9 protein-coding genes are annotated in these 11760 nt (G+C 70.7%); 5 read left to right on the top strand and 4 right to left on the bottom strand.

Features of this window, described 5'->3' with window-relative positions:
• Positions 1-65: 65 nt before the first annotated feature.
• Both IJH84_RS12115 and ctaD read right to left on the bottom strand, forming a co-directional pair.
• Positions 66-1289 carry an MFS transporter gene (locus IJH84_RS12115; protein WP_295144170.1) on the bottom strand — a complete coding sequence of 408 codons (1224 nt, stop codon included), beginning with the start codon at positions 1287-1289 and terminating at the stop codon, positions 66-68.
• Between the two features lie 379 nt (positions 1290-1668).
• Positions 1669-3366 carry a cytochrome c oxidase subunit I gene (ctaD, locus tag IJH84_RS12110; protein ID WP_200068849.1) on the bottom strand — a complete coding sequence of 566 codons (1698 nt, stop codon included), beginning with the start codon at positions 3364-3366 and terminating at the stop codon, positions 1669-1671.
• 174 nt (positions 3367-3540) lie between these two features.
• Between ctaD and IJH84_RS12105 the strand changes: the two genes are divergently transcribed.
• The gene (locus IJH84_RS12105; protein ID WP_295144168.1) at positions 3541-4344 is read left to right on the top strand and encodes a DUF427 domain-containing protein; all 804 of its coding nucleotides are present in this window, start codon (positions 3541-3543) and stop codon (positions 4342-4344) included.
• 150 nt (positions 4345-4494) lie between these two features.
• Here the strand turns inward: IJH84_RS12105 and IJH84_RS12100 are convergent, their stop codons facing one another.
• Positions 4495-5058: a TetR/AcrR family transcriptional regulator gene (locus IJH84_RS12100; protein ID WP_200068851.1), complete on the bottom strand. Its 564-nt coding sequence runs from the start codon at positions 5056-5058 to the stop codon at positions 4495-4497.
• A gap of 102 nt (positions 5059-5160) precedes the next feature.
• Between IJH84_RS12100 and IJH84_RS12095 the strand changes: the two genes are divergently transcribed.
• Genes IJH84_RS12095 through IJH84_RS12085 form a run of 3 tightly spaced genes read left to right on the top strand, consistent with a single transcriptional unit; the run spans position 5161 to position 9933 of the window.
• Positions 5161-6774, top strand: a complete 1614-nt coding sequence (locus tag IJH84_RS12095) for a carboxyl transferase domain-containing protein (RefSeq protein WP_200068852.1) — start codon at positions 5161-5163, stop codon at positions 6772-6774.
• An 11-nt stretch (positions 6775-6785) separates the two neighbouring features.
• Positions 6786-8777, top strand: coding sequence for a biotin carboxylase N-terminal domain-containing protein (locus tag IJH84_RS12090; RefSeq protein ID WP_295144164.1), 1992 nt, complete (start codon positions 6786-6788; stop codon positions 8775-8777).
• Position 8778: 1 nt separating this feature from the next.
• Positions 8779-9933, top strand: coding sequence for an acyl-CoA dehydrogenase family protein (locus IJH84_RS12085; protein WP_200068853.1), 1155 nt, complete (start codon positions 8779-8781; stop codon positions 9931-9933).
• A 135-nt stretch (positions 9934-10068) separates the two neighbouring features.
• Here the strand turns inward: IJH84_RS12085 and IJH84_RS12080 are convergent, their stop codons facing one another.
• On the bottom strand, positions 10069-10545 hold the full coding sequence (locus tag IJH84_RS12080; protein WP_295144161.1) for a hypothetical protein: 477 nt from the start codon (positions 10543-10545) through the stop codon (positions 10069-10071).
• Positions 10546-10657: 112 nt separating this feature from the next.
• Here IJH84_RS12080 and IJH84_RS12075 point away from each other — a divergent pair.
• The coding region (locus IJH84_RS12075; protein WP_295144159.1) for an arabinosyltransferase domain-containing protein at positions 10658-11760 on the top strand (1103 nt) is incomplete at its 3' end.

Here is an 11760-nt window from a genome sequence, read left to right as displayed (position 1 = left end):
GCGCGTTCCATCACAGCACGCCGCCGGACGGCGAGCTATCCGCACCTGCCGGTCCCGCGCCGAGCTCAGCTCGCGTGCGGCGCCTCGGCCTTCGCGGCGGAACCCTGCTGCTCCGCGCGGTGCGAGGCGACGAGTTCGCCCGCCTTCGGCCCGCGGTCCAGCCAGCCCGACAGTCCGGCGAACCCGCGCCCGACCAGGGCCAGCAGCGCACCCACCCAGCGCGGCGCGGGCAGCCCGAAGCCGCCCGCGAGGGCCTGCCCGCCGAGGTCGGCGCCCAGCGAGTTGGCGCTGTTGAACGTGGACTGGATGCTGGCCGAGCCCAGCGCCGGGGCCTCCTTGGCCTTGTCCAGGATCCGCGCCTGGATGCTGGGGATCGCGGCGAACCCGGCCAGCCCGACCAGGAACACGTTGATCGCGGCCAGCGTCATGCTGTGCGCGGTGAACAGGAACCCGGTCAGCGCCAGCGCCAGCGCGGCGAGGAACGCGTAGAGCGTGCGCATCGGCGCCCGGTCCGCCAGCCGCCCGCCGATCATGGTGCCGACGGTCATGCCGACGCCGAACAGCGCCAGCAGCGCGGTCGCCATCGCCGGGGTGTAGCCGGTGACGTCGGTCAGCAGCGGCTTGATGTAGCTGTAGAACGAGAACGTCGCGGCGAAGCCGAACACCACCACCGCGAACGCCAGCCACACCTGCGGGCGCTTGAACGCGACGAGCTCGCCGCGCAGGCTCACGTCGGTCGGCTTCGGCTGTTGCGGCACCAGCGCGGCCACGGCGGCCAGCGCCACCACGCCGATCACCGCCACCACGCCGAACGTGAAGCGCCACCCGAAGTTCTGGCCGAGCAGCGTGCCCAGCGGGACACCGACGATGTTGGCCACGGTGAGCCCGATGAACATCATCGAGATGGCTTGCGCGCGCTTGTCGCGGGCCACGAGTCCCGCGGCCACGACGGCGCCCACGCCGAAGAAGGTGCCGTGCGGCAGTCCGGCGACGAACCGCGCCGCCAGCAGCGTGCCGTGCGTCGGGGCTAGCGCCGAGGCCAGGTTCCCCAGCGTGAACAGCCCCATCATGCTGATCAGGATGGTCTTGCGCCGGACGCGCATCCCGGCGGCGGTCAGCAGCGGTGCGCCGACGACGACGCCCAGCGCGTACAGCGAGATGTAGCCGCTGGCGTCGGACAGCGACACGTGGAAGTTCGAGGCCACTTCGGGCAGCAGCCCCATCATCACGAACTCGGTGGTGCCGATGCCGAATGCGGCGATGGCCAGAGCCAGCAGGGCAATGGGCAAGGCGGTCTCCTGTGCGAGCGTGCCGGACCAGGGTCAATGCCGCGACCGAACCGATTCGACAGCGGCACGTGCAGGCGCCGCCGGCTTTTCCGGCGGTGCGTGCTCAATGGATTCAGGAAGACCGGCCGACGCTGGCCGCTCCCGACGCGCACAACACTAGCCAGTGCGACTGATGTTCCCGAGGAGGATATGAAGCGGGCCACTGCGGCACCCGAGCCTTCTCACCCGTTCGGCGGCGTCGTCCGGTGCGTCGTGCGCCCCTGCCCCCGCGTTACCGGTTGCGAAACGATTTGTGCGAGGTCGGACGCTCGCCGCGAAGCCGTTGTGCACAGCGCCCACCGTGATCACGGGGCCGAGTCCGCGGGCGCTGAGCCCCGGATCATTCGGAGCCGGCTCTGCGCCCGACGTGCGCCTCTTCCTCCAACCGCCGCGCCATGTGCGGGTAGTGCAGCTCGAACGCCGGCCGGATCGAGCGGATGCGGGGCAGTTCGGTGAAGTTGTGCCGCGGCGGCGGGGACGAAGTGGCCCACTCCAGCGAGTTGCCGTGCCCCCAGGGGTCGTCCACGGTCACCGGGGTGCCGAACCGGGCGCTGACGAACACGTTCCACAGGAACGGCAGCATCGAAGCGCCCAGGATGAACGCCCCCACCGTCGAGGCCACGTTCATCCCGGTGAACCCGTCCGATGGCAGGTAGTCCGCGTAGCGGCGCGGCATCCCGGCGTTGCCGAGCCAGTGCTGCACCAGGAACGTGGTGTGGAAGCCGATGAAGGTGAGCCAGAAGTGCAGCTTGCCCAGCCGCTCGTCCATCATCCGGCCGGTCATCTTCGGGAACCAGAAGTACATCCCGGCGAACACCGCGAAGACGATCGTGCCGAACAGCACGTAGTGGAAGTGCGCCACCACGAAGTACGTGTCGTGCACGTGGAAGTCCACGCCCGGCTCGGCCAGCAGCACCCCCGTCAGCCCGCCGAGCAGGAACGTGACCAGGAAGCCGACCGAGAACAGCATCGGCGTCTCGAAGGTGATGTGCCCGCGCCACATGGTGCCGATCCAGTTGAAGAACTTCACCCCCGTCGGCACCGCGATCAGGAACGTGGTGAACGAGAAGAACGGCAGCAGCACCGCGCCGGTGGCGAACATGTGGTGCGCCCAGACCACCGCCGAGAGCCCGCCGATCAGCAGCGTCGCGAAGACCAGGCCGGTGTAGCCGAACAGCGGTTTGCGGCTGAACACCGGGATGATCTCGGTGATGATGCCGAAGAACGGCAGCGCCACGATGTAGACCTCGGGGTGCCCGAAGAACCAGAACAGGTGCTGCCAGAGGATCACCCCGCCGTTGGCCGGGTCGAACACGTGCGCTCCGAGGTGCCGGTCGGCCAGCAGCCCCATCAGCGCCGCGGTCAGGATCGGGAAGGCGATCAGGATCAGGATGCTGGTCACCAGGATGTTCCAGGTGAAGATCGGCATCCGCCACATCGTCATGCCGGGTGCGCGCATGCACACGATCGTCGTGATCATGTTGACCCCGCCGAGAATGGTGCCGAGCCCGCTGACCACCAGCCCGGTGATCCAGATGTCGCCGCCGAACCCGGCGCTGAACATCGACCGGGACAGCGGCGTGTACCCGGTCCAGCCGAAGTCGGCCGCGCCACCGGGGAAGACGAACCCGCTGAGCACCATCAGCCCGCCGAACAGGAACAACCAGTAGGACAGCGCGTTGAGCCGCGGGAACGCCACGTCCGGCGCACCGATCTGCAGCGGCAGGATCACGTTGGCGAACCCGAACACGATCGGCGTCGCGAACAGCAGCAGCATGATCGTGCCGTGCATGGTGAACAGCTGGTTGTACTGCTCGGTGGACAGGAACTGCAGGCCCGGCTGCGCCAGCTCGCCCCGGATCAGCAGCGCCATCAGGCCACCCGCGACGAAATATCCGAAGGCCGTGGCGAGGTAGAGCTTGCCGATCACCTTCGGGTCCGTGCTGTGCGCCCAGGAAACGACCTTGGAACTCTTCGACGGCCGGGGCGTGGTGGAAGCGCGGGTCGGTTCCGGGACGGGTCGTTGCACGGTGGCCATGCCAGCTCCTGCGGCTCGGCGACGTGTTGTCCGCTGCTCGGGCGGTTCGGCCAGTCTTGACCCGGTCGTGGGCGCCTGCAATCCGGTGCGGCGCTTGATCCGTGAGCGGTGGAAGGCTGCTGCTCGCCAGGGCGTTGCCCAGGTACGGCATCACGGCTGACATCGGAGGGAACCATGGCGCTCACGCTCGGCGGCGGCCCGCTGACCACCCGGCCGCCGGAGACGGTGAACTACCGCATCGACGGCCCGCCGCACCGGTTGTTCTGGCACGACTTCCCGCGCCGCGTGCGGGCGCTGTTCGGCGGGCAGGTGGTCCTCGACAGCACCGGCGCGAAGCTGCTGCACGAGAGCAACCTGCTCCCGCAGCTCTACGTCCCGGAGCGGGACCTGCGCACGGACCTGCTCGAACCCACCGCGCACAGCACGCACTGCCCGTTCAAGGGCGACGCCGCCTACCGCTCCGTGCGCGTCGGTGATCGCATCGCGGAGAACGCGGTGTGGACCTACCCGCAGCCCACCGAGGACGCGACCTGGCTGGACGGCTACGCCGCCGTCTACTGGGCTGCGATGGACGCCTGGTTCGACGAGGACGAAGAGGTCTTCGGCCACATCCGCGACCCGTACCACCGGGTCGACGTGCGCAGCACCGGACGGCACGTGCGGGTGCTGGCCGGGGATGTCGTGGTGGCCGAGAGCAGGCGCGCGAAGCTGCTGTCCGAGACCGGTCTGCCGAACCGCTACTACCTGCCGCCCGAGGACGTGCGCACCGACCTGTTCGGGCCGAGCGCGACGCACACGGTGTGCCCGTACAAGGGCACCGCGTCCTACCGCTCGCTGCACACGGATGACCGGCCCATCCCGGACGCGGCCTGGTCCTACCCGGAACCGTTGGACGGTGCCCGCGCGATCGCCGGGTACCTGTGCCTGCACGCGGACGGGTTGACCACCGAAGTCGACGGCGTGCCGCTGGCCGGGTAGCTCGCCGGAGTTCGGGTAACTCACCGGGACTCGGGTAGCTCGCCGGAACCCCAGTGGCTCGCCAGCACCGGGTAGCTCACTGGGTCTGGGTGGCTCCCCGGAACCCGGGTAGCTCGCCGGAATCCGGGCAGCGCGCCGTGTTCCGGCGGCTCAGCCTTCCAGCGCGGCCAGTGCCATGCGGTGCAGCAGCGCGCCCATCGCGGCGGTGTCCAGGTGCGCGCTGTACGGCGTCGAGTTGATCAGCCCGAGCACCGCGTGCGCGGCCGCCCGCGCCGTCGGCACGTCCAGGTCCGGCCGCGCCCGGCGCAGCACCTCCACCCAGACCTCCACGTACGAGCGCTGCACCTCGCGCACCCGGTGGTGATCGGTTTCCGCGAGGCTGTCCAGGTCGCGCATGTGCACGCTGATCAGCGCGGGGTTGGTGAGGGCGAACTCGACGTGCCAGCGCACCAGCTCCTCCAGCGCCGCCCGCGGTTCGCCGGTCGTGTCCGCGCGGCTGCGGCCGCCGTCGAGCAGCCGGTCGCTGATGCCGGTGAGCATCTCCGCGAGCATCGCGTCCTTGCTGCGGAAGTGCCGGTACAGCGCGGGACCGGAGATGCCGACGGCCCGGCCGATGTCGTCGATGCCCACGCCGTGGAAGCCGTAGCGGGCGAACAGCTCCGCCGCAGCGTCGAGCAGTTGCTCGCGGCGGGTCGGACGTGCGGTGCCGGTCATCGGAACCGATACTAGACGCATCGGTTAGCGCTCGTTAACATCGGCCATGTTAACGATGACTAACCGATCCCCATCGGCACCGCGCGAGCGGAAGGTTCGCCCGTGGACGCACCCATTCTGAGCAGCGCACTCGACCCGGCCGCCGAACCCGCCGCGCGGTTCGCCGCCGAGCACGAGGCGCTGGTCGACGATCTCAACGCCGAGCTCGCCCGCGCCCGGCTCGGCGGTCCGGAGAAGTCCCGCGCCCGGCACACCGAGCGCGGCAAGCTGCTGCCGCGCGACCGGGTGGACGCGCTGCTGGACCGGGGCTCGCCGTTCCTGGAGCTCGCGCCGATGGCCGCGCACGGCCTCTACGACGACGAAGCGCCCTCGGCCGGGATCATCACCGGCATCGGACGGGTCTCCGGGCGCGAGTGCGTGATCGTCGCCAACGACGCCACCGTCAAGGGCGGCACCTACTACCCGATGACGGTCAAGAAGCACCTGCGCGCGCAAGAGGTCGCGCTGCACAACAACCTGCCGTGCCTGTACCTGGTGGACTCCGGCGGCGCGTTCCTGCCGCGGCAGGACGAGGTTTTCCCGGACCGCGAGCACTTCGGACGGATCTTCTTCAACCAGGCCACGATGTCGGCCCGCGGCATCCCGCAGATCGCCGCGGTGCTCGGCTCCTGCACCGCCGGTGGCGCCTACGTCCCCGCGATGAGCGATGAGGCGGTGATCGTGCGCGCGCAGGGCACGATCTTCCTTGGCGGTCCGCCGCTGGTGAAGGCCGCAACCGGCGCGGAGGTCACCGCCGAGGAGCTCGGCGGCGGTGAGCTGCATTCGCGCACTTCCGGGGTGACCGACCACCTCGCGGCCGACGACGCCGACGCGCTGCGCATCGTGCGCTCCATCGTCAGCACGCTCGGCCCGCGCGAGCCGCGGCCGTGGGACGTCCTGCCGATCGAGGAACCCGTCGTGCCACCGGAAGATCTGTACGCGGCGGTGCCCACCGACAGCAGAACTCCTTACGACGTGCACGAGGTCATCGCGCGGATCGTGGACGGGAGCCGGTTCCAGGAGTTCAAGCGCGACTACGGCAGCACGCTGGTCACCGGATTCGCCCGGCTGCACGGGCATCCGGTGGGAATCGTGGCCAACAACGGCATCCTGTTCGGCGAGTCCGCGCTCAAGGGCGCGCACTTCATCGAGCTCTGCGACAAGCGCTCGATCCCGTTGGTGTTCCTGCAGAACATCTCCGGGTTCATGGTCGGCAAGGACTACGAGGCGAGCGGGATCGCCAAGCACGGCGCGAAGATGGTCACCGCCGTGGCCTGCGCGCGGGTCCCGAAGTTCACCGTGGTCATCGGCGGTTCGTTCGGCGCCGGGAACTACTCGATGTGCGGGCGGGCGTATTCGCCGCGGTTCCTGTGGATGTGGCCGAACGCGCGGATCTCCGTGATGGGCGGCGAGCAGGCCGCCTCGGTGCTCTCGACCGTGCGCCGCGACCAGAAGGAGTCCCGCGGCGAGGACTGGCCCGCCGAGGCCGAGGAGGAGTTCAAGCGCCCGGTCCGCGAGCAGTACGAGCAGCAGGGGCATCCGTACTACTCGACGGCTCGGTTGTGGGACGACGGCGTGATCGACCCGAAGCAGACCCGCACGGTGCTCGGCCTGGCGCTGTCGGCTGCGGGCAACGCGCCGCTGGAGCAGGTCGGCTACGGCGTCTTCCGGATGTGAGGTGAGGTGCTGTGACGGGATCCATCGGCGCGGTGCTGGTGGCGAACCGGGACGAGATCGCGGTCCGGGTGATCCGGACGCTGCGGCGGATGGGCGTCCGCGCCATCGCGGTGCACACCGATGCCGACCGCGGCGCGCGGCACGTGGCCGAGGCCGACACCTCCGTCCACATCGGAGCGAATCGGAGCTACCTCGACGCCGCCAGGGTGCTCGAAGCCGCCGAGCGGACCGGTGCGCAGGCCGTGCACCCCGGTTACGGCTTCCTGTCCGAGAACGCGGAGTTCGCCCGCGCCTGCGAAGACGCGGGCCTGGCCTTCATCGGACCGCCAGCGAGCGCGATCGAAGCGATGGGCGACAAGATCCGCGCCAAGGCCACCGTGACCGCGGCCGGAGTCCCGGTGGTGCCCGGCCGCAGCGATCCCGGCATGACCGACGCGGACCTCGTCGAAGCAGCCCGCGAAGTGGGGTATCCGGTGCTGCTCAAGCCGTCCGCAGGTGGCGGTGGCAAGGGGATGCGGCTGGTCGAGTCCCCGGAGCGGCTGCCCGAGCAGATCACCTCCGCGCGCCGCGAGGCCGCCGCCGCGTTCGGCGACGACACGCTGTTCGCGGAGCGCTTCGTGGCCCGCCCGCGGCACATCGAGGTGCAGGTCCTCGCTGATTCCCGCGGCGGCGCTGTCCACCTCGGCGAGCGCGAGTGCAGCTTGCAGCGCCGCCACCAGAAGATCATCGAGGAGGCGCCGTCCGCGCTGCTGGACGCCTCGACGCGGGAGCGCATCGGTGCCGCGGCGGTCGCCGTCGCCCGCTCGGTGGGCTACGCCGGGGCGGGAACGGTGGAGTTCATCGTCTCCGCGGACCGGCCGGACGAGTTCTTCTTCATGGAGATGAACACCCGGCTGCAGGTCGAGCACCCGGTGACCGAGCTGGTCACCGCCGTCGGCGAACAGCGCGGCGTCGACCTGGTCGAGCAGCAGGTCCGCGTCGCGGCCGGGGAGGCGCTGCCCTTCGCGCAGGAGGACCTGCGCCTCGACGGGCACGCCGTGGAGGCCCGCGTCTACGCGGAAGATCCCACCCGCGGCTTCCTGCCCACCGGCGGCCGAGTGCTCGCGGTGCACGAACCCGCCGGTGTGCGGGTGGATTCCGGGATCTCGCAGGGCACGGTCGTCGGCTCGGACTACGACCCGATGCTGGCGAAGGTCGTCGCATGGGGCCCGGCGCGCGCGGACGCGGTGCGCAAGCTGGACGCCGCGCTGGCCGAAACGGCGGTGCTGGGCCTGACCACGAACATCGCGTTCCTGCGCAACCTGCTCGGCCATCCCGACGTGCTGGCCGGGCGGCTGGACACCGGGCTGGTCGAGCGGGAGTCCGAAGCGCTCACCACCGATTCGATGCCGCCGGAAGTGCCGGTCGCGGCGGCGCTGTTCGACCTCGCCGCGGCCGAACCGGGCGGTCCGGTGGTCGACCCGTGGGAGGTGCCGAGCGGTTGGCGGCTCGGCGAACCGGCGTGGAGCACGTGGCGCTTCGCGGCCGGCGAGGTGCGGGTGCGCGGGCGCGCCGCCGATGCGGAGGTCGCGACCGGCGAGGAGCGCGGCCCCGCGAGCGCGGTGCTCGACGGCGATCTGCTCACCCTCACCTATCGCCGCCGGACGCACCGCTTCCGCTGCGCACGCGACGGCGACACGACGTGGCTGGCGGCCGAGGGGCGGACCTGGGCGGTGCACGAGCACCGGCTGCTGGCAGGCCCGGACGAGGACGCGGGCGGTGCGGGCGGCGCGGTCACCAGCCCGATGCCGGGCACGGTGCTCAGCGCGGACGCCACCACCGGCGCAGAAGTCCACAAGGGACAGACGCTGTTCGTCGTCGAGGCGATGAAGATGGAGCACATCGTCACTTCTCCCGCCGACGGCACGATCACCGCCGTGAACGTCCGAAAAGGACAGTCGGTGGGCCTGGACGAGCCGCTGGCCGTCGTCACCGCGCATCCCGCTCACCACGAGGAGTCCTGAAATGATCGACCACCGGCTCAGCGAGGAGCACGAGGCACTGCGCGACTCCGTGCGGACCTTCGCCCGCAAGGAAGTCGCTCCGGTCATCGGCGACTACTACGAGCGCGCCGAATTCCCTTACCCGCTGGTGCGCACCATGGGCTCGATGGGGCTGTTCGGGCTGCCGGTCGAGGAGTCCTACGGCGGCATGGGCGGGGACTACTTCGCGCTGTGCCTGGCGCTGGAGGAACTGGCCAAAGTGGACTCCTCGCTGGCGATCACGCTGGAGGCCGGCGTTTCCCTCGGCATCATGCCGATCCGCCGCTTCGGCGACAGCGCGCAGCGCGGGCGGTGGCTGCCCGGCCTGTGCAGCGGGGAGGTGCTCGGCGCGTTCGGGCTGACCGAACCGGGCGGCGGCTCCGACGCGGGCGCCACCCGGACCACCGCCGCGCTGGACGGCGACGAGTGGGTCATCAACGGCTCCAAGTCGTTCATCACCAACTCCGGCACCGACCTGACCGCGTTCGTCACCGTCACCGCCGTCACCGGCCGGAAACCCGACGGTGGCAAGGAGATCTCCACCATCGTCGTGCCCTCCGGCACGCCAGGGTTCACCGTCGCGCCGAAGTACTCGAAGGTCGGCTGGAACGCATCGGACACCCACGAACTCGGCTTCGACGACTGCCGGGTGCCCGCCGCGAACCTGCTCGGCGAACGCGGCCGCGGCTACGCGCAGTTCCTGTCGATCCTCGCCGAGGGGCGGATCGCGATCGCCGCGCTGGGCACCGGGCTCGCGCAGGGCTGCGTCGACGAATGCGTGCGCTACGCCGCGGAACGCGAAGCCTTCGGCCAGCACATCGGCGAGTACCAGGCGATCCAGTTCAAGATCGCGGACATGGAGTTGCGCGCGCACACCGCGCGGTTGGCCTACTACGACGCGGCCTCGCGGATGCTGCGCGGCGAACCGTTCCGCAAGCAGGCCGCGCTGGCCAAGCTGACCTCGTCGAACGCGGCGATGGACAACGCGCGGGAGGCCACCCAGATCTTCGGCGGCTACGGGTTCATGAACGAGACGCCGGTCGGTCGATTCTACCGCGACGCGAAGATCCTGGAGATCGGTGAAGGCACCAGCGAGGTGCAGCGGATGCTGATCTCCCGGGAGCTCGGCGTCGGCTGAGGCGTGGAAGAGCTGCCGGTGAAGGCGGTCGGGGGGCGCCTTCACCGGCAGCAGGATCCGGGGTTTCGGGGGGAAGTTCGGGGAAAGCGTGGTGCGGTTTCAGATGGGGGTTCGGGGGTCGGATCGGGCGGGGGGTCAGCGCAGCGGACCGCGCGGAATGGTGATCTCGGTGTCGGTCTCCGCGGCCGGGAAACCGTAGTGCGCCGCGGGATCGCCGCCGAACCGGCGGGTGTCCTCCTGCTGCGGCCAAGCGGGCGTGCCGTCCGGGGTGTGGTGCGTCCGCATCGGTTCCGGGTCGGCCGGTGCCGGGCTGGGCGAGTCCGACAGGTGCTGCATCACCCAGTCCCTGGCCAGCGCCGCTGGCGAGGTGCCGCGCCGGGCCGCGATCTCCTTGAGCTGCTCGTTGGCCATCAGCGGCAGCCGCAGCTGGTAGACCTGCGAGCCGCCGAACCGCTGACCCGTGCCGGTGGTCTCGTTGCTGCTGTCCTCCTCCGGCGCGAGGGCTGCGAGGTAGGAGTCCATTTCGTGATCCGGTTCCTCGGGCTGCTGGTTCGCGGGCCTGCCGCGTTGTTCCTGCTGCCGTAGTCCGGCCTTGATTCGTCCTAGAGCCACGCCGGACACGATAACGGTTCTATTGCGAACCACCGAGCCTTGTGTGGTCACTCACCGCCCGCGTGTCGGCCTCGGCCGCAGGGCCGCAGCACCGGGATGGCAGTGTCCGGGCGTGTCCGCGCATCCGAACTCCGCCGCCGGTTCCCCGCTGAGATCGGCTCCCGCGCTGGTCATCGGCATCCTCGGGTTGCTGGCGGCGGTGCTGCTGCCGTTCGCGCCGGTGCTCGCCGACGAGACCACCGTGACGTGGCCGAAAGCGGGCGAGTCCCCGGAATCCACCACCGCGTTCTTCGTCCCGTACGCGCCCGCCGAAACCCACGTCGACGTCCCGTGCCCGGTGGTGCGCGCAGCGCAGGCGCGTCCAGAACCGGCGACGCTGGTCTCCAGCACCAACCCCGGCGCGGCTTCCAAGGGCTTCGCGCTCGTGACCGCCGACGGCGATCTGCTGGTGCAGATCGGCGGCAGGCAGGTGCAGCGCACCCCGATCCCGGCGGGTGATTGCTCGGTGCGGCTCGACGCCACCGGCGACGGCAGCACGGTCCGCGTCGGCGCGAACACCTCGCAGTACCCGCAGGACCGGGTGCGCGAGGTCTTCGCGTTCACCACCGACCTGTCCGGCGATCAAGGCGACGGGATGACGGTCCGGGCGCGGACCAGCACGTGGTTCGAGAGTTCGCCGACCGGCGGGAAGATCGCGCTGATCGCCGTGCAGCTCGCCCTCGCGGCCGCCGCGCTCGTCCTGCTCGGACGGGTGCGGGTGCGTCCCGCGGACTCGTCCGACGAACCGGCGCCGTCCGATTCGTCCACTGCGGACTCGAGTCGCATCCGCCGCTCAATGCGCTGGGGCGTCGACCTGGGGATGCTCGTCGCACTGCTCGCGTGGACGCTGCTCGGGCCGCGCACTCCCGACGACGGGTTCACCGAAGGCATCGTCCGCAACGGGCTCGGCTCCGGCGCGTTCACGAACTACTTCCGCTGGGAGAACGCGGCCGAATCACCGTTCACCGCGGTGCTCCACCTCGTCCAGCCGCTGATCGCGGCGCACGCGAGCCCGCTGCTGCTGCGGGTGCCGAGCCTGATCGCGGTGCTCGCCACCTGGCTGCTGCTCAGCCGCGGTGTTCTTCCGGTGCTGCTGCCGGAACACGCGCGACGACCGTGGGTGCGGGCGCTGCTGGCCGGCTCGCTGCTCGTGTGGTGGCTGCCGTTCGATCTCGG

The sequence above is a fragment of the Saccharopolyspora sp. genome (assembly GCF_017434145.1).
GTDB classification, from domain to species: domain Bacteria; phylum Actinomycetota; class Actinomycetes; order Mycobacteriales; family Pseudonocardiaceae; genus Saccharopolyspora_C; species Saccharopolyspora_C galaxeae.
The sequence above is the reverse complement of the archived record's forward strand: the minus strand, read 5'-3'. Positions and strand labels throughout refer to the sequence as shown.

Coding starts and splice junctions, on each gene's coding strand:
- IJH84_RS12105 (WP_295144168.1), top strand. CDS start 3,541: ATGGCGCTCACGCTCGGCGGCGGCCCGCTGACCACCCGGCCGCCGGAG.
- IJH84_RS12100 (WP_200068851.1), bottom strand. CDS start 5,058: ATGACCGGCACCGCACGTCCGACCCGCCGCGAGCAACTGCTCGACGCT.
- ctaD (WP_200068849.1), bottom strand. CDS start 3,366: ATGGCCACCGTGCAACGACCCGTCCCGGAACCGACCCGCGCTTCCACC.
- IJH84_RS12085 (WP_200068853.1), top strand. CDS start 8,779: ATGATCGACCACCGGCTCAGCGAGGAGCACGAGGCACTGCGCGACTCC.